This window comes from Actinotalea ferrariae (assembly GCF_019733465.1).
Lineage (GTDB): Bacteria > Actinomycetota > Actinomycetes > Actinomycetales > Cellulomonadaceae > Actinotalea > Actinotalea ferrariae_A.
In genome coordinates this window covers 1-17,603 of the sequence record NZ_JACVQL010000185.1, presented here as the reverse complement: position 1 = coordinate 17,603, position 17,603 = coordinate 1, and the positions used below count along the sequence as shown (strand labels likewise).

Sequence of the window (17,603 nt, the reverse complement as noted above, 5' to 3'; positions counted from 1 at the left end):
CGGCCACGGCGCGCGCCGCCACGCCGGCGCGCCGCGCCGCGACCCGGCTGAGCGCGCCCAGCGCGCGGCCGTTGAGGCCCAGCGAGACCAGCAGGTAGAGCACGAGGTTCGAGACGATGAGCACGGTGTAGAACCGCGGCGTGAGCGGTCGCACAGCGACCGAGTGCTGGTCGATGTCGAGCACTGCCCGGAGCCGCTGGTTGGCGTTGCCCGGGCCGTCGACCGGCAGCACCGGCGCACCCACGAGCGCGCCCGACGGCGCCTCGTCCAGGAGCCCCAGCGCGGCCAGGACGGTCGGGGTCACGTCGGTCGCCTGGATCATGCCGGGCTGGCGGGTCGACCGGGAGCCGAGCAGCGAGGCGCCGTAGCTCGAGCCGTCCGGCGCAGGGCCCAGGGCGGCCGCGAGCTGCATGCGAGCACGGGTGCCGGAGTCCGCGAGCGACACGAGCAGCACGGTGATGTCGCGGTCGCTCGCCTCGACCGCGGCGAGCACGGCGCCGATGCGGTCGTCGACGGGACGGACCTGCTCGGGGCGCGTCGGCTCGGTGATCACCTCGGGTCCCGCCGGCTCCTCGCCGGTGGGCGCGGGCTCGGCGGCGTCGCCAGTCGGCTCGGGCGTCGGCTCGTCGGTCGGGTCGGCGCGGAGCACGGTCGCGCGGCCCGTGTCCCGCACGGCGCCGACGTCGACGACGACGAGGTCGGCGGTCTCGAGCGCGGCGCCCACCTCGGCGCGCAGCGCGTCGTTGCCCGCCGGCCGCGGTGCGTAGGCGCCGGTGACGTGCCCGTCGCCGTCGGCGAGCGCGATCGCGGCCCCCGGGCCGATCGCGGCCGCCGGGCGGCCCGCGTCGGCGAGGGTCTCGCCGAGCAGGCCGAGGCGCGGGTCGTAGTCCTCCTGCTGGGCGGACTCGACGAAGTCCTCCCAGCCGCGCACGACGCCGTCGACGGTCGGGTTCACGAGGCGGCGGCACTCGCCGTACGCGGCACCGGGCAGGTCCGCGGCGCGCGCGCCGGACGAGAGCGCGAGCCAGCCGTCCGCGGGGCAGGCCGAGGACCGCACGCTCCTGGCCGCGAGGGTGCCGATCGAGGCCCGGCGGGACACGTCCCAGAGCGACGGCGTCGACAGCGTGTGCACGTCGTCCCAGCGCAGACCGGCGGTGCCGATGACGACGACGGCGTCGGCGATCCGGGGGTCGGACGGCTGGCTCGCGGGGGCGGCCGCCGTCGTCCGAGCGGCGGTGGCCGCCGTCGATGCGGCCGTGGCCGGTGCCGCCAGGCCCGTCGCGGCGAGTGCGAGCACCGCCAGCCCGGCCGCGGCGGCGGCCAGGGCGCGGACGGGACGGAGCACCGGTCCAGCCTAGTTGCGCACTAGCATCGGCCCGGCGTCGACTGCCTGGAGGACCACCGATGACCGCGAGCCCCGGCCGGCCCCGGTACGCCTACCTCGGCCCCGCGGGGACCTTCACCGAGGCGGCGTTGCGCCAGGTCGCGCCGCCCGAGGAGGCGGACCACCTGCCGCAGGTCGACGTCGTCGCCGCGATCGAGGCGGTCCGCACGGGCGAGGCGGACCGCGCCGTCGTCGCGATCGAGAGCTCCGTCGAGGGCAGCGTCAGCGCGGTGCTCGACACGCTCGCCACAGGCGAGCCGCTCATGATCCTGGGGGAGACGGTCGTGCCCGTGGGCTTCGTGCTCGCCGCGCGCGCAGGCACGGCCCTCGACGACGTGCGCCGCGTCGCGGCCCACCCGCACGCCTGGGCGCAGTGCCGCCGGTGGCTAGCCGCGAACCTGCCGGGCGTCGTGCACGTGCCGGCGACGTCGAACACGGCGCCGGCAGCGCTCCTGGCCGCCTCGGTCGAGGCCGTCGGCTTCGACGCCGCCCTCGTGCCGCCGCCCGCCGTCGCGCACTACGGGCTGGAGCCGCTCGCGGACGAGGTCGCGGACAACCCGCACGCGGTGACGCGGTTCGTCGTCGTCGGCCGCCCGGGCGAGCTCCCGGCCCGGACGGGCGCGGACAAGACGACGCTCGTGGTGCACCTGCCCAGCAACCAGGCCGGTGCGCTGCTCGAGATGCTCGAGCAGCTCGCGACGCGCGGCGTGAACCTGTCCCGGATCGAGTCCCGCCCCATCGGCGACTCGCTCGGCCGCTACTCGTTCTCGATGGACGCCGAGGGGCACATCGACGACGAGCGCGTCGCCGAGGCGCTCATGGGCCTGCACCGGGTGTGCCCCCACGTGCGCTTCCTCGGGTCCTACCCGCGCGTCGACGCCCCCCACGGCGACGTCCGCCCGGGCACGTCCGACGCCGACTTCCAGGCCGCCCGTACCTGGCTCGACCACCTCCGCGAGGGCCGACCCCACTAGGCCGCCCGCAGGGTCAGGCGGGCTCGGGGGTGCCGTCGACGCGGACCACCAGGGCGTGCTTGTCGATGCGCGCCGAGACCTCGAGGACCGTGCCGATCGTGTCGCCGTCGACCTGGACGGGCTGCGGCTCGCGCGCGCGGACCCGGGCCCGGCGCACGCGGTGGTGCTCGATCTTGCCGATCTTGTTGGGCAGGTCGGTCTTGACCCCGTAGCGCTGCATCGCGACCTCGCCGAGGAGCTGCGTCCAGCCCGCGAGCCCGCCCCGCGTGTCGATCGCGCCGATGTCCATCCAGCCGTCGTCGATCTCGGCGTCGGGCAGCAACGTGATGCCGCCCGGCAGCTTGCCGACGTTGCCGAACAGGAGGCTGCGCAGGCGCGCCCTGTGCCACGGCTGGTCGTCGTAGGAGATGTCGAGCCGCATCCGGCCGCCGCGCAGGTGCTTGAACGCGGAGAAGAAGTAGGCCATCCAGCCGACCCGGGCCTTGAGGTCCTCGTCCGCGTCGCCGACGATCGCGGCGTCGAAGCCGAGGCCGGCGATGACGAGGAAGATGTGGTCACGCGGGAGCGCCGTGGCGCCCGGCGGCTTCTCCTCGGGCGCGACGGCCTCGGGGTCGGCCTCGGCGATGTCGTCGCTCACCCGGGACTCGTCGCGCACCACGGTGAGCCAGCCGACGTCGATCGTCCGGTCCGCGCCGGTCAGGGCGATCCGCAGCTGCGCCTCGACGTCGTCGATCGGGAGCTCGAGGTTGCGCGCGAGGAGGTTGCCCGTGCCCTGCGGCACGATCGCCATGGCGCGACCCGTCCCCACGAGCCCCTCGGCGACCGCGCGCACCGTGCCGTCGCCGCCGACGGCGATGACGACCTTCGCGCCCTTCTCGACCGCCTCCCGCGCCTGGCCGATGCCCGGGTCCTCCTCCGTGGTGTCGAACCACAGGGGCTCGGGCAGGTAGCGCGCCGCGCAGGCGCGGACGGCCTGGTCGCGCAGCTCCGGCACGCCGGGCTTCGTCGGGTTGGCGACGAAGGCGACGAGCGTGTGGGCGGCGTCCGTGTCCTCCGACGAGGCCGTGCCGCTGCGCCCCGGGCCGGCGATCGAGGGCTTGACCTCGACCCCGTGGCCGACGAGCGCCCGCCGGTTCTGGAGCGCGATCCACAGCGCGGAGAGGGCGACCAGGGCCACCACGGTCACAGCGATGCCCAGCCAGCCTGCCGACGTCATGGCTGAACCGTACGGCCACGGCGGGCCTCCGGCACGGGCGCACGGGGACGAAGCCCTCGGTACCCTCGTCCGGTGATCGACCTGCGCCTCCTGAGGGACACCCCCGACGTCGTCCGTGCCAGCCAGACACTGCGCGGTGACGACCCCTCCCTCGTGGACACCGTGCTCGAGCTGGACACCCGGCGCCGCGCCGCCGTGACGGACTTCGAGCGCCTGCGCGCCGAGCAGAAGGCGCTCGGCAAGCAGGTCGCGCAGGCGCGGGGCGACGAGAAGGCCGAGCTGCTCGCACGGGCCAAGGGGCTCGCCGAGCAGGTCAAGGCGCGCCAGGCCGACGCCGACGCGGCCGGCGCCGAGCTGGACGCCGTCGTCTCCCGGATCGGCAACGTCGTGCACGACGGCGTCCCTGCCGGCGGCGAGGACGACTACGTGGTGCTCAAGCACGTGGGCACGCCGCGCGACCTGGCGGCCGAGTACGGCCCGGACTTCGCCGTGCGGGACCACCTGGAGCTCGGCGAGCTGCTCGGCGCGATCGACACCGAGCGCGGCGCCAAGGTCTCGGGTGCCCGGTTCTACTTCCTCACCGGCATCGGCGCCCGCCTCGAGCTCGCGCTGCTCAACGCGGCGATGGACCGCGCGCTCGCGGCGGGCTTCACACCGATGATCACGCCCACCCTCGTGAAGCCCGAGGTCATGGCGGGGACGGGGTACCTGGGCGCGCACGCCGACGAGGTCTACCGGCTCGAGGCCGACGACCTGTACCTCGTGGGCACCTCGGAGGTCGCGCTCGCCGGCTACCACGCCGACGAGATCCTCGACCTGTCGGACGGGCCGCGCCGGTACGCGGGGTGGTCGGCCTGCTACCGGCGCGAGGCCGGCTCCTACGGCAAGGACACGCGCGGCATCATCCGCGTGCACCAGTTCCACAAGGTCGAGATGTTCACCTTCGTCAGCGCCGAGGAGTCGCAGGCCGAGCACCAGCGCCTGCTCGCGCTCGAGGAGGAGATGCTCGGGCTCGTCGAGCTGCCCTACCGCGTGATCGACACGGCCGCCGGCGACCTCGGCTCGAGCGCTGCCCGCAAGTTCGACTGCGAGGCGTGGCTGCCGAGCCAGGCGCGATGGCTCGAGCTCACGTCGACGTCCGACTGCACCACGTACCAGGCCCGCCGGCTGGGCGTCCGCGAGCGCACCGCGACGGGCGAGACCCGTCCCGCGGCGACGCTCAACGGCACGCTCGGCACGACGCGCTGGATCGTCGCCATCCTCGAGAACCACCAGCAGGCGGACGGCTCGGTGCGCGTGCCCGAGGGGCTGCGCCCCTACCTCGGCGGTCTCGACGTGCTCCGGCCGACGCGTCCGGCCGGTGCCTGACGTGCGGCCGGGCGGACCGGGGACCGAGAGCCGGCTCGGGCACACGAAGCCCGACGCGCGGGCGGACCTCGACGGACGCGCCCGGCTGGTCGCGCTCGACCTCGACGGCACGCTCCTGACCTACGCCGGGGACCTGCGCCCGACGGTGCGCGACGCCGTCGTCGCCGTGCGCGAGGCGGGCCACCACGTCGTGCTCGCGACCGGCCGCTCGCTGCACGGCACGCGCCCGGTCGCCGAGGAGCTCGGCATCGACGACGGCTGGCTCGTGTGCTCGAACGGCTCCGTCACCGTGCGGCTCGACCCGCGCGCGCCGGAGGGGCACCTCGTGGACGAGGTCATCACCTTCGACCCCGCGCCCGTGCTGCGGCTCATGGCGGCCGAGTTCCCGGACGCCTACTTCGCGGTCGAGGAGGTCGGCACGGGCTTCCGGATGAACAAGCTGTTCCCGGAGGGTGAGCTCACGGGCGACCACGAGGTGGTCGACCTCGAGGACCTGACGGCGCGGCACGTCACGCGGCTCGTCGTCCGCAGCCCCGGCCACACGAGCCAGGAGTTCCACGACCTCGTCGCGCGGCTCGGCCTGGCGGACGTCACGTACGCGATCGGCTGGACGGCGTGGATGGACGTCGCCCCCGAGGGCGTGACCAAGGCGAGCGCGCTCGAGCGGCTGCGCCGGCAGCTCGGCGTGGCGCCCGAGCGCACGGTCGCGCTCGGCGACGGCAGCAACGACGTCGACATGCTGCGCTGGGCCGCGCGCGGGGTCGCCATGGGCCATGCCGAGATCCCGGTGCAGGAGGCGGCCGACGAGGTCACCGGCACGGTCGAGGACGACGGCGCCGTCGCGGTGCTGCAATCGCTCCTGGACTGACGTCGCGCGCACACGGGTGACACGTGACACCCGCGCGGTGGTCGTCGTGGGAAGGTGTGGGAGCCTTCACGTCCGCACCATGCCGTGCGGTGGACCCCCACGCACGCGAGGGAGCACAATCCGCCCATGGCGGCAGGAATCGAGGACGTGGCCCGCGCCGCCGGCGTCTCGACGGCGACGGTGTCCCGAGCCCTGCGCGACCTGCCCAACGTCACGCAGGCCACGCGTGACCGCGTGCGGAGCGCCGCCGCGCAGCTCGGCTACGTCGCGTCGCCGTCGGCCGCGAGCCTCGCCTCGGGCCGCACGCGTGCGATCGGCCTGATCAGCCCGTACGTCAACCGCTGGTACTTCTCGCACGTCATCGAGGGTGCGGAGCGCACGCTCCGGAGCCAGGGCTTCGACGTGCTGCTCTACACGTTCGAGGGGCGCCGCAGCGGTGGTGGCCCTCGCCTCGACGCCGGCGTGCTGCGGCGGCGGGTCGACGGCGTGCTCGTCGTCGGGCTGCCGCTCGACGAGGACGAGGTCGCGGCGCTCCTAGGCCTCGGCCACCCCCTCGTGTGCATCGGGTGGGGCGGGTACGGGCAGGTGACCGTGCGGCTCGACGACCGGGCGACGGCGCGCGCCGCGACGCAGCACCTGCTCGGCCTCGGACACCGGCGGATCGCCCACCTGACCGGGCCGGCGGACGACGTCGCACCGTCGTCCCCGCCCGTCGACCGCGCGGCGGGGTGGCGCGATGCGCTCGAGGCGGCCGGGATCCCGGCGGACCCCGCGCTCCTGGCGCACAGCCGCCTCGACGTCGAGGGCGGCCGGGCGGCGATGTGCGAGATCCTCGCGCGGGCGCCCGACCTCACCGCGGTCTTCGCCGCGTCCGACGAGATGGCGATGGGCGCGATCCTGGCCCTGCGGCACGCCGGTCGCCTCGTCCCGGACGACGTGTCCGTGATCGGCATCGACGGCCACGACCTGGGCGAGCTCGTGGACCTCACGACGATGGCGCAGCCGGCGGCCGACCAGGGTGCGATCGCCGCCCGGCTCGTGCTCGACATGATCGCCGGCGTCCCGGCGCCGCCGTTCACGGTCGTGCCCACCGCGCTCGTCGTGCGCGGCTCGACGGGCCCGGTGCCCGCGGCCCGCCCGGTGCGCGGCCCGGCCGTGCCGAGCGCCGGCCGATCCTCCTGAGCCGGCCGGACGCACGGTCGCGGCGATCGACGACGGGTCGATGGGGTCCTGCGGGCCGCCCGCGCCCGGAAGGTCCGGAATGTGGCGCGTGGGAGCGATTCCGCCACTGATACCGGTCCCATGAGCTCTCGTGACCGAATTGTTACGCCGTTGTGGGGCCGTGGAGGCGCTCCGGGCTTGCCAGCCCCGGGTGCAAGCGCTTGCATGGCGGGTGGTGCCCGGCGCAGCGCAGCCTCCTTGTCGCTGCGAGGGCTCCCCCGGGGACGGCAGTCCTACGACGACGTGGAGGAATCGCTGATGATCAGCACGAGAAGGAGCCGCGGCTTCGCGGCCGCCGCGGCCGGGGGCTTCGCCCTGGCCATGACGCTCGCCGCATGCACCCCGCCCCCGTCGGATGAGGGCGGCGGCGGCGGTGAGGGCGGTGGCGAGCTCGCCGAGGGCTGCGAGGACTACCAGCAGTTCGCCGACATCGCCGGCGGCGAGGGCGAGGTCAGCGTCTACTCGACCATCGACGGCGAGGAGGGCGAGAGCCAGGAGGCCTCGTACGTGGACTTCGAGGAGTGCACGGGCATCGACATCGCCTACGAGGCGTCCGACGAGTTCGAGGCCCAGCTCCCCGTCCGGATCCAGGCCGGCAGCCCGCCGGACCTCGCGATGATCCCGCAGCCCGGGCTCCTCGCGCGCATCGTGCGCGACAACGAGGGTGCGGTCGCACCGGCGGCGCCCGAGGTCGAGGAGATGGTCGACGAGTTCTTCTCCGAGGACTGGAAGGAGTACGGCACGGTCGACGGCACGTTCTACGGCTCGCCGCTCGGCGCCAACGCCAAGTCCTTCGTCTGGTACTCGCCGAGCGCCTTCGAGGCCGCGGGCTACGAGATCCCGGAGACCTGGGACGACCTGATCGCGCTGTCCGACCAGATCGTCGCGGACGGTCGCATGCCGTGGTGCGCGGGCATCGCCTCGGGCGACGCCACCGGCTGGCCCGCCACCGACTTCCTCGAGGACGTCGTCCTGCGCACGGCCGGTCCCGAGGTCTACGACCAGTGGATCGCGCACGAGATCCCGTTCGACGACCCGCAGATCGTCGCCGCGCTCGACGCGGCCGGCGAGATCCTCAAGAACCCGGAGTACGTCAACGCCGGTCTCGGCGGTGTCGAGTCCATCGCCACGACCGAGTGGGACCAGGCCGGCTTCCCGATCCTGCCCGCCGAGGGCGAGGAGTTCGGCGAGTGCTGGATGCACCGTGCCGCCAACTTCTACGGCAGCAACTGGGTGAACGCCCCGAACGCCGGCGACGGCGTCGACATCGCCGAGGACGGCGACGTCTTCGCGTTCTACCTGCCGGGCAGCGACGACTCCAAGCCCGTCCTCGGTGCCGGTGAGTTCACGGTCGCCTTCAACGACGACCCGCTGACGACGGCGGTCCACGCCTACCTCGCCAGCGACGTCTGGGCGAACGACAAGGCCGCCGTCTCGACCGGTTGGGTCTCGGCGAACTCCGGGCTCGACCCCGAGGGCCTCTCCTCGCCGATCGACCGCCTGTCGCACGAGATCCTCTCGGGCGAGGAGTACACGTTCCGGTTCGACGCGTCCGACCTGATGCCCGGCGCCGTCGGCTCCGGCTCCTTCTGGACGGAGATGGTCAACTGGATCGCCGCCGACAAGTCGTCCGAGCAGGTGCTCGCCGACATCGAGGCCTCCTGGCCGTCCGACTGATCTGAGGCACGAGCAGCAGGGGCCCGCCGTCCGCGGCGGGCCCCTGCTGCCGCCCGGACGACCTGTTGACGGCTCCCCTGCGGGGGTGCACGGTCGGGTCGGGCGTCACCGGTGATGGCCAGTCCGGCGCACGTGCGCGCGGGACACGACGGAAGGGGTACGGGGTGGAGAACCTCAGGCTCTGGATCGACTACATCTGGGGGAACGTCAGCACGTTCCTGTTCGACGCCGACACCCCCGGTCACAAGCTCCTGCTCATGCTCGTGGCCATCGCCCTGTTCGTGGTGGTGATGGGCGCCATCCTGCTCGCCGTCGACAAGCCGAAGCGCATCCCGAACTGGGTGGTGACCCTCGGCTTCGCGGGGCCTGCAGTCATCGCCCTCGCCTTCGGCCTGCTGTACCCGGCCCTGCGGACCGTGTACGCGTCCTTCCTCAACCGGAACGGCACCGCCGTCGTGGGCCTGGACAACTACGTCCGCGCCTTCACCGAGCCGGCCTTCCAGGTGGTGCTGCGCAACACCGCGCTCTGGGTGCTGCTCGTGCCCACGCTCGCCACGCTGACCGGCCTCATCTACGCCGTCCTCGTCGACCGCACGCGGTTCGAGAAGGCGGCCAAGGTCCTGATCTTCCTGCCGATGGCGATCTCGCTGGTCGGCGCGTCGATCATCTGGCGGTTCGTCTACGAGGTGCGGGGCGGCAGCCAGCAGCAGACGGGCCTGCTCAACCAGCTCATCGTCATGTTCGGCGGCGAGCCGTACCAGTTCCTCATCAACTCGCCGTGGAACACGCTGTTCCTGCTCGTCGTGCTGATCTGGATCCAGGCCGGCTTCGCGATGACGATCCTCTCGGCCGCCATCAAGGCGATCCCCGACGACATCGTCGAGGCCGCGACGCTCGACGGCCTCAGCGGCATCAAGATGTTCCGCTACATCACCGTGCCGAGCATCCGGCCCGCGCTCGTCGTCGTCCTGACCACCATCGCCATGACGACGCTCAAGGTCTTCGACATCGTCCGCACGATGACCGGCGGTCAGTTCAACACGTCGGTCGTGGCGAACGAGTTCTACCAGCAGAGCTTCGTGCGAGGGGACTTCGGGATGGGCGCCGCGCTCGCGGTGATCCTGTTCGTCATCGTGATCCCGATCATCGTCTACAACGTTCGGCAGCTGCGCCTCTCGGAGGAGATCCGATGACGACCACCCCGACGCCTCCCCAGGCATTCGAGACCTCCGAGCCCGGCGAGGTCACCGGCGGCGCGCCTCCCGGGCGCCAGGACAAGCGGGGCCGCTTCCAGCGCCTCGACGACCGGGCCGCAGCGGTCCGCAAGCGGGCCGCCAACCCGTGGGCGTCGATCATCGCGCTGGTCATCGCCCTGCTGTGGACGATCCCGACGTTCGGCCTCTTCGTGACGTCCTTCCGGCCGGCCGGCGAGATCCGGCGCAACGGCTGGTGGGAGTTCTTCCGCGATCCGCAGGTGACGCTCGAGAACTACGGGTCCGTGCTCTTCGAGGGCGACGCCCCGCTCGCCGAGTACATCATCAACTCGCTCGTCGTGACGCTGCCCGCGGTGCTGATCCCGATCAGCATCGCGCTCCTGGCGGCGTACGCGTTCGCGTGGATCGACTTCAAGGGCCGCAACATCCTCTTCGTCGCGATCTTCGCGCTCCAGATCGTGCCCATCCAGGTGACGATGATCCCGCTGCTCACCCAGTACAACCAGTGGGGTATCGCCGGGACGTTCTGGCCGGTGTGGCTGTCGCACTCGATCTTCGCCCTGCCGCTGGCGATCTTCCTGCTCCACAACTTCATGAAGGACATCCCGCCGTCCCTGGTCGAGGCCGCGCGCGTGGACGGCGCCGGTCACGTCAAGATCTTCTTCCAGGTGCTGCTCCCGCTGCTCATCCCGGCGGTCGCGGCGTTCGGGATCTTCCAGTTCCTGTGGGTGTGGAACGACCTGCTGGTGTCGCTCGTGTTCGGCTCGCAGTCCCAGGTGGCGCCCCTGACCGTGCGCCTCGCGAGCCTGGCCGGTGACCGTGGCGAGAACTGGCACCTGCTGTCCTCGGGCGCCTTCGTCGCGATGGTCGTCCCGATGATCGTGTTCCTCGCGCTCCAGCGGTACTTCGTCCGCGGACTCCTCGCGGGCTCCGTCAAGGGCTGACCCGCAGGGCACCCCGCTCGCCGAGCACCCTGCTCGCCGAGCACCGGCTCCGACCACACGAAGGGCCGTCGCCGCCGGCGACGGCCCTTCGTCGGGGCCGGCGTCCGGCGCTGGGTCGGGACCGGCGGGCGGGGTCGGGGCCGGCGGGCGGGGCGGGCTGCCTAGAGTGGCGGGGTGCGCGTGCGTCCCGGGGTCCGCGTGCGTCCCGGGGCCGTGGTGGCGCGCGTCCCGGCCCCGGCGCTGTTCGTCGGGTCGGGCCTGGCCCAGTACCTCGGCGCCGCGATCGCCATCGGCCTCTTCGCGCAGGTGTCCGCGGCCGGCATCGCGTGGCTCCGGCTCGCCGTCGCCGCGCTCGTCCTGCTCGCCTGGCGGCGGCCCTGGCGCCTCACCTGGACGCGTGCGTCCCTGCGGGCGGCGGTCCTGTTCGGCGTCGTCCTGGCGACGATGAACGTCAGCTTCTACCTCGCCATCGAGCACCTGCCGCTCGGGACCGCGGTGGCGATCGAGTTCCTCGGCCCCGTCGCGGTGGCGGCGCTCACGGGCGCGGGATGGCGCGAGCGCGTCGGCATCGCGCTCGCCGCGGTCGGCGTCGTGCTCCTCGCCGGGGTCACGCTGGCGGTGGGGGAGGGCGACGTCGTCGTGGGCCTCGTCGCGATCCTCGCCGCCGCGACGTGCTGGGCCGGCTACATCCTCCTCGGGCGCCGGGTCGCCGCGGGACCCGACGGGGTCTCGTCGCTCGCGGTCGCGATGACCGTCGGCGCGCTGCTGTTCTCGCCGCTCGCGGGGCAGGGCGGCGCGGTGTACCGCTCGCCGGGGCTCGCGCTCGCCGTCGTCGGCGTCGCGGTGCTCTCCTCGGTGATCCCCTACGCGCTCGAGCAGGGGATCCTGCGTCGCGTCAGCGCCGCGACCTTCGCCGTGCTCCTCGCCCTCCTGCCCGCGACCGCCGCCGTCGTGGGCGCCGTCGTGCTGCGGCAGTGGCCGCACCCGCTCGAGGCCGTCGGCCTGCTGCTGGTCTCGGGCGCGATCGCGCTGACGTCCCAGCGGCGCCGCCCGTCCGCCGACCAGGGGACGACGGCGCCACCGCCGGCGCCGTAGGACGCCCAACGCGCGTGCCCCGACTAGCCGTGACGGCGCGGGGGGACGAGGCGGTCGGCGGGACTGGTGCCACGTGGTCAGAGGTGCTGGCGCCAGGCGGTCGGAGGTGTCAGAGGTACTGGCCCGGCGCCCGTCGGTCGTCCGGCTGGGGCGTCCCAGGACCCGCCATCGGCCCGCCGGGGCCCGGCTGCCCGGGGTGCCCGCCGGGGCCGGCCGGCAGCGCGCGGCGCATCTGCGCGAGCTGCGCCTGGGTCGACATCTGCTGCGCGACGAGCGCCGTCTGCAGGCCGTGGAAGAGCCCCTCGAGCCAGCCGACCAGCTGGGCCTGCGCGACGCGCAGCTCGCCCTCGGTCGGGTTGTCGTCGCTGAACGGCAGGGAGATGCGACGCAGCTCGTCGACCAGGTCGGGGGAGAGGCCGTCCTCGAGCTCGAGCAGCGAGCGCTCGTGCACCTCGGCGAGCCGACCGCGCGCCGCCTCGTCGAGCGGCGAGCTGCGGACCTCCTCGAGCAGCTGCTTGACCATCGTGCCGATGCGCATGACCTTGGCCGGCTGACCGATGAAGGTGGCGTCCGGCACGCGTTCCACGTCGCCGCCCGGTGCGCCGTCGGTCTGCGGCTCGTCGTCGTGGGCGTCGGGCGTCGGGGTGGTGGGCTCCATGGCGTCATCATCCCCGGTGCGCGCGCGGGGTGCGCGGCAGCGCCGCCGCTAGCCTGGGCCCGGTCGCACCGGCGCCGCACGCACCCGCTCGTCACTGGAGAGTCGATGACCTGGCTGTCGTCCCCCGCCCACCACCGCTGGCTCGAGCAGGAGACCGACCGTCTCCTGGAGTTCGGCCGCGCGTCGCGCGTGGTCGACGGCGGCTTCGGCCGGCTCGACGAGCAGGGTCGGCTCGAGGCGGACCGGCCGACCGAGCTGTGGATCACGTGCCGGATGACGTACGTGTTCGCGCTCGGCGCGCTGCTGGGACGCCCGGGCTGCGGCGCCCTACTCGACCACGGCCTCGCCGCTCTCGCCGGCCGGTTCCGGGACGCCGAGCACGGTGGCTGGTTCGCCGCCGTGGGTGGTGACGGGCCCGGGTCCGACGAGGACGCGGCCAAGGCGGCCTACCCGCACGCGTTCGTGGTCCTGGCGACGGCGAGCGCGGCCGCCGCGGGACGCCCGGGCGCACGTGCACTGCTCGACGAGGCGCTCGACGTCTCGCTGCGCCGCTTCTGGCACGACGACGCCGGCATGGTCGTCGAGTCCTGGGACCGCGCGTTCACGACCACCGAGGCGTACCGCGGCGTCAACGCCAACATGCACACCGTCGAGGCGTACCTCGCGGCGGCGGACGTCACCGGGGACCTCGCGTGGCTCGACCGCGCGGCGCGCATCACCGAACGCGTGGTGCACCACCTCGCGCGGGACAACGCGTGGCGCATCCCGGAGCACTTCGACGCCGACTGGCACCCTCTGCTCGACTACAACGTCGACGCCCCCGCGCACCCGTTCCGCCCGTACGGCGCCACGATCGGCCACTGGCTCGAGTGGGCCCGCCTGACCCTGCACGTGCGCGCCGCGCTCGAGGCCGCGGGCCGGACGCCCGAGCCGTGGATGGTGGACGACGCCGTCGCGCTCTTCGACGCGTCCGTCGCCGAGGGGTGGGACGTCGACGGCGCGCCGGGATTCGTCTACACGGTCGACTGGGAGGGCCGGCCCGTGGTGCGCGAGCGCATGCACTGGGTGGTCTGCGAGGCACTCGGCGCTGCCGCCGCGCTGCACGCCGTCACGGGCGACGCGCGGTTCGACGCCTGGTACGCGACGTGGTGGGACTACGCGGCCGAGCACCTGCTCGACCGCGAGGGGGGCTCGTGGTGGCACGAGCTCGGCACCGACAACGCGGTGTCGCGGACGGTGTGGTCGGGGAAGGCCGACCTGTACCACGCGGTGCAGGCGACGCTCGTCCCCCGGCTCCCGCTGAGCCCGGTGCTCGCACCGGCGCTCGCGCGGGGCCTCCTCGCCTGAGCCGCCTCGGGACCGCTGAGCCCGCTCGAACGCCGGTCCACGAGGCACGCACCGGCGCCGTCGGCCCGCGTCACGGCGTGAGCAGCACCTTGCCGAAGACGGCGCCCGACGCGAGCAGCGCGTGCGCCTCCTCGGCGCGCTCGAGCGGCAGCGTCGCGTGCACGACGGGCCGCACGCGGCCGGCGGCCACCATCGGCCACACGTGCTGCCCGACGGCGGCCACGATCGCGGCCTTCTCGGCGGCGGGCCGCGAGCGCAGCGTCGTGCCGAGCACGGTCGCCCGCCGGGCGAGCAGCGTGCCCAGGTCGAGCTCCGCGCGGCGTCCGCCCTGCAGGCCGATGACGGCGAGCCGGCCGCCCGTCGCAAGGGCCTCGAGGTTGCGGGCGAGGTAGGCCGCGCCGACGACGTCGAGCACGACGTCGGCCCCGCGGCCGTCCGTCACCTCGCGGACGCGGGCGACGAAGTCCTCCGCGCGGTGGTCGACGCCGACCTCCGCGCCGAGCGTCGTGCAGCGGGCGGCTCGCTCCGGCCCGCCGGCCGTGGCGATCACGCGCGCGCCGAGCGCGACGGCGACCTGCACCGCCGTCGTGCCGACCCCGCCCGACCCCCCGTGCACGAGCAGCCACTCGCCGGCCGTGACACGGGCGGCCTGGAAGGTCGACCAGACGGTGCACGCGGCCTCGGGCAGGGCGGCCGCCTCGACGAGCCCGACGCCGTCGGGCACGGGCAGGACCTGACCGGCCGGCACGACGACGCGGTCGGCGTACCCACCGCCCGCGAGGAGGGCCACGACGTGATCGCCCGGGCGGTGCACCGAGCCGTCGTCGGCGGCCAGCACGGTGCCCGAGACCTCGAGGCCGAGCCAGTCCGGCGCGCCCGGCGGGGGCGGGTAGCGGCCGGCGCGCTGGAGCACGTCGGCGTTGTTCACGCCGGCCGCCCCGATCTCGATCAGCACCTCGCCCGGGCCGCGCACCGGCTCGGGATGGTCGGCCATGGTCATCCGACGCGCCTCGTGGGCGTCGTCCACCCGGACAATTCGCATGGACGAACTCTCTCAGGCGGGTGAAAACGCCCGCTAACGTGTGGCCCGGGCCACCCAGATCCCCCCGAGGCCTAATGCACCGGCATCCCCGAGCCGATGACTCGTGGACGGCGGAGTTCCACCCCCGGTCCTCGTCGTCATCCAGCACCTCGTGCGACGGTGCGCACGGTCGCACTGTGAAGGAGACACCATGCTTCGCAGGTTGGGCATCCGCGGGAAGGTCCTCGCGGCCCTTTCCGTGCCCGTGCTCGTCATCCTCGCCCTCGCGGGCCAGGTGTCGCTGCAGGCGATCGAGGAGGCGCGGACGGCTCGTACCGTCACGTCGCTCCTGCGTGTCGTCCAGGAGTCGAGGGAGCTCGTCGACGCCCTGCAGACCGAGCGCGCCGCAGCTCTGCCCTACGTCAACCCGCTGACGCCGGCCCCCGACCGCGCAGCCATCGACGAGTCCAGGGCGAGCACCGCGCGCCAGGTCGAGCAGCTCGACGCCGCGATCGGCACCGTCGACTTCGACGCGCTCGACCCGACCGTGCTCGGCGCGGTCAACGACCTGACGTCCGCGCTCGACGGCCTCCCGGGCGTCCACGGCCGTGTCGACGCGGGCAACGTGCCCCTCAACTCGATCCTCACCAACTACACGCGCCTCATCGAGGACGCGGTGGACTTCGCGGGCAACGTCGCCGACTCGCTCGACGACCGCCGCCTCGCCGCCGTCCTCTCGGCGCACACCGACGTGACCGCGCTCACCGAAGACTACCGCGAGGAGCAGGCGTACGGCGCCGAGGTCCTGCGCGGCCAGCGCGAGACGAACGACGTCCTGCAGTTCGCGACGCTGTTCCCGCAGTCGAAGGTCGCCCACCAGCAGACGTCGACCACCGTGCGCGCGCTCGAGCTCGGCGACGGCGTCGTCGTCCCGCCGCTCGGTGCGTCCTTCAACGGGTTCCAGTCCTACGACTCCTACCGCACGCTGCTCGCGACCGGTGAGAGCCAGAACTTCGACTTCGTCCTGCCGGAGGACTGGCGGACCGCGGCCGACGCCGAGATCGAGGCCTTCGAGCCGCTCACGACCGAGCTGCGCCAGGCGGAGAACCGTCGCGCCGACGCCGTCGCCGCCGACGCCCTGCGCCGCGCCATCCTGACCACCGCGATCGCCGTCGGCGCCCTCGTGGCCTCGATCGTCATCGCGCTCTCGATCGCCCGCCAGATCGTCGTCCCGCTGCGTCGCCTGACGGAGGCTGCCGGCAACGTCCGCGACGAGCTGCCCCGCCTCGTCGACCAGGTGGCCGTCCCCGGCCAGGGCCCGGACCTCACCCTCACGCAGATCCCGGTCACGAGCCGCGACGAGATCGGTCAGCTCGCGACCGCCTTCAACGAGGTGAACGCGACCACGATCCAGGTCGCCCAGGAGCAGGCCGCCCTGCGCGGCTCGATCGCGGAGATGTTCGTCAACGTCGCCCGCCGCGACCAGGTGCTCCTCAACCGCCAGCTGTCCTTCATCGACGCGCTCGAGCGCTCGGAGGAGGACCCGAAGACCCTCGCGGACCTCTTCCGCCTCGACCACCTCGCCACCCGGATGCGCCGCAACGCGGAGTCGCTCCTCGTCCTCGCGGGCATCGACACGGGCCGCCGGCTGCGCGACGCCATCCCGCTCTCCGACGTGATCCGGACCGCATCGTCCGAGATCGAGCACTACGAGCGCGTCCAGCTCGACCTCCCGGTCGACCCGATGATGCTCGGCCACACCGCCCTCCCGGCCGCGCACATGATGGCCGAGCTCCTCGAGAACGCGACGGTGTTCTCCGAGCCCGGCACGCCCGTGCAGGTCTCGACCGGCATCGACGAGCACGACGTGCTCATCACGATCCTCGACCAGGGCCTCGGCATGACGCCCGAGGAGCTCGCGGACGCCAACGAGAAGATCCGCGCGACCTCCGCCGGCGACGTGCTCGGCTCGCAGCGCCTCGGCATGTTCGTCGTCGGCCGCATCGCCGCGCGCCTCGGCGCCGGTGCGCACCTGTCGCTCGGCCCGGACGGCAAGGGCACGCTCGCGACGATCCGCATGCCGCGCGTCCTCTTCGTCGACCCGGGCTCGATCCCGCTCACCGCGCCGACGCGCCCCGCCGTCGCCCAGCCCGAGGCGTTCGTGCTCCCCGAGCAGGCGGCCGAGGTCGTGCACGACACGGCGTACGCCCCCGCCCCGACGCACGTCCAGGACGTGGCCCCGGGCGCCTACGGCTCTGCCGAGAACCCCGCCGAGGAGGTCGACCTCCAGGCGCTGACCGACGGCACGACGGGTCTCGGCCTGCCCAAGCGCCGCGCCCGCGGTGCCGAGGAGGACGCCCCGGCCCCCGTCAGCCACCGCGAGGAGGACGACGCCGCCGCGGCACCGTCCATCCCGCTCGCACCGCGCGCCGACGCCCTCGCGGGTGCCGCCGCCGTCCGCGACGAGGCCTGGACGCCGCCCGTCATCCAGCCGTCCGCGCCCCTCGTCGCCCGCCGTGGCGCCGACGACGCGTCCGGCCTGCCGAGCCGCACCCCGTCCGACGCCCCCGGGCTGCCGAGCCGCAAGGCCGAGTCCACGGGTCTGCCGACGCGTCA

The 17,603-nt window shown here is 74.0% G+C and carries 13 protein-coding genes and 1 pseudogene; 10 read left to right on the top strand and 4 right to left on the bottom strand.

The genetic code is table 11. The features are described 5' to 3' along the window. Nucleotides 1-1,345, bottom strand: a pseudogene (locus ICW40_RS14495) (hypothetical protein); the annotation flags it as partial. 59 nt (nt 1,346-1,404) lie between these two features. On the opposite strand from ICW40_RS14495, the gene pheA reads away from it, so the two are divergent. Next, nucleotides 1,405-2,358, top strand: a complete 954-nt coding sequence (gene pheA / locus ICW40_RS14490; RefSeq protein ID WP_221654724.1) for a prephenate dehydratase — start codon at nt 1,405-1,407, stop codon at nt 2,356-2,358. Between the two features lie 13 nt (nt 2,359-2,371). On the opposite strand, the gene ICW40_RS14485 is transcribed toward pheA, so the two are convergent. After that, the gene (locus tag ICW40_RS14485) at nt 2,372-3,574 is read right to left on the bottom strand and encodes a diacylglycerol/lipid kinase family protein (RefSeq protein ID WP_221654723.1); all 1,203 of its coding nucleotides are present in this window, start codon (nt 3,572-3,574) and stop codon (nt 2,372-2,374) included. Between the two features lie 72 nt (nt 3,575-3,646). Between ICW40_RS14485 and serS the strand changes: the two genes are divergently transcribed. The 7 genes from serS to ICW40_RS14450 all read left to right on the top strand — a co-directional run bounded on the left by serS (nt 3,647) and on the right by ICW40_RS14450 (nt 11,961). Then, nucleotides 3,647-4,942, top strand: coding sequence for a serine--tRNA ligase (serS, locus tag ICW40_RS14480; protein ID WP_221654722.1), 1,296 nt, complete (start codon nt 3,647-3,649; stop codon nt 4,940-4,942). Next, nucleotides 4,935-5,810, top strand: a complete 876-nt coding sequence (locus ICW40_RS14475) for an HAD family hydrolase (protein WP_308121819.1) — start codon at nt 4,935-4,937, stop codon at nt 5,808-5,810. The genes serS and ICW40_RS14475 overlap by 8 nt, the downstream gene beginning before the upstream one ends. Nucleotides 5,811-5,936: 126 nt before the next feature. Continuing rightward, nucleotides 5,937-6,992 (top strand): LacI family DNA-binding transcriptional regulator, encoded by a 1,056-nt coding sequence (locus ICW40_RS14470; RefSeq protein ID WP_221654721.1) that lies wholly within the window; start codon nt 5,937-5,939, stop codon nt 6,990-6,992. Between the two features lie 297 nt (nt 6,993-7,289). Next, nucleotides 7,290-8,708, top strand: coding sequence for an ABC transporter substrate-binding protein (locus tag ICW40_RS14465; RefSeq protein ID WP_221654720.1), 1,419 nt, complete (start codon nt 7,290-7,292; stop codon nt 8,706-8,708). 257 nt (nt 8,709-8,965) lie between these two features. After that, complete coding sequence (locus ICW40_RS14460) at nt 8,966-9,901, top strand: carbohydrate ABC transporter permease (RefSeq protein WP_221654726.1); 936 nt, start codon at nt 8,966-8,968, stop codon at nt 9,899-9,901. Continuing rightward, nucleotides 9,898-10,866, top strand: a complete 969-nt coding sequence (locus ICW40_RS14455; protein WP_221654719.1) for a carbohydrate ABC transporter permease — start codon at nt 9,898-9,900, stop codon at nt 10,864-10,866. The genes ICW40_RS14460 and ICW40_RS14455 overlap by 4 nt, the downstream gene beginning before the upstream one ends. A gap of 174 nt (nt 10,867-11,040) precedes the next feature. Further along, the gene (locus tag ICW40_RS14450; RefSeq protein ID WP_308121818.1) at nt 11,041-11,961 is read left to right on the top strand and encodes an EamA family transporter; all 921 of its coding nucleotides are present in this window, start codon (nt 11,041-11,043) and stop codon (nt 11,959-11,961) included. Nucleotides 11,962-12,070: 109 nt separating this feature from the next. Here ICW40_RS14450 and ICW40_RS14445 read toward each other — a convergent pair whose 3' ends face one another. Beyond that, a complete protein-coding gene (locus tag ICW40_RS14445) occupies nt 12,071-12,619 on the bottom strand; it encodes a bacterial proteasome activator family protein (RefSeq protein ID WP_221654718.1) in 549 nt (182 codons plus the stop codon). Between the two features lie 105 nt (nt 12,620-12,724). Between ICW40_RS14445 and ICW40_RS14440 the strand changes: the two genes are divergently transcribed. Next, entirely contained in the window at nt 12,725-13,966 is a 1,242-nt protein-coding gene (locus ICW40_RS14440) for an AGE family epimerase/isomerase (RefSeq protein WP_221654717.1), read from the top strand. 70 nt (nt 13,967-14,036) lie between these two features. On the opposite strand, the gene ICW40_RS14435 is transcribed toward ICW40_RS14440, so the two are convergent. Next, entirely contained in the window at nt 14,037-15,008 is a 972-nt protein-coding gene (locus ICW40_RS14435) for an NAD(P)H-quinone oxidoreductase (RefSeq protein ID WP_221654716.1), read from the bottom strand. Nucleotides 15,009-15,198: 190 nt separating this feature from the next. Between ICW40_RS14435 and ICW40_RS14430 the strand changes: the two genes are divergently transcribed. Next, nucleotides 15,199-17,603: sensor histidine kinase (locus tag ICW40_RS14430; RefSeq protein ID WP_221654715.1), on the top strand; the 2,405-nt coding region annotated here is incomplete at its 3' end.

Excerpts from the sequence above, each read along its gene's own strand:
- pheA (WP_221654724.1), top strand. The coding sequence starts at position 1,405 with ATGACCGCGAGCCCCGGCCGGCCCCGGTACGCCTACCTCGGCCCCGCG.
- ICW40_RS14485 (WP_221654723.1), bottom strand. The coding sequence starts at position 3,574 with ATGACGTCGGCAGGCTGGCTGGGCATCGCTGTGACCGTGGTGGCCCTG.
- ICW40_RS14470 (WP_221654721.1), top strand. The coding sequence starts at position 5,937 with ATGGCGGCAGGAATCGAGGACGTGGCCCGCGCCGCCGGCGTCTCGACG.
- ICW40_RS14465 (WP_221654720.1), top strand. The coding sequence starts at position 7,290 with ATGATCAGCACGAGAAGGAGCCGCGGCTTCGCGGCCGCCGCGGCCGGG.
- ICW40_RS14460 (WP_221654726.1), top strand. The coding sequence starts at position 8,966 with ATGCTCGTGGCCATCGCCCTGTTCGTGGTGGTGATGGGCGCCATCCTG.
- ICW40_RS14455 (WP_221654719.1), top strand. The coding sequence starts at position 9,898 with ATGACGACCACCCCGACGCCTCCCCAGGCATTCGAGACCTCCGAGCCC.
- ICW40_RS14445 (WP_221654718.1), bottom strand. The coding sequence starts at position 12,619 with ATGGAGCCCACCACCCCGACGCCCGACGCCCACGACGACGAGCCGCAG.
- ICW40_RS14440 (WP_221654717.1), top strand. The coding sequence starts at position 12,725 with ATGACCTGGCTGTCGTCCCCCGCCCACCACCGCTGGCTCGAGCAGGAG.
- ICW40_RS14435 (WP_221654716.1), bottom strand. The coding sequence starts at position 15,008 with ATGCGAATTGTCCGGGTGGACGACGCCCACGAGGCGCGTCGGATGACC.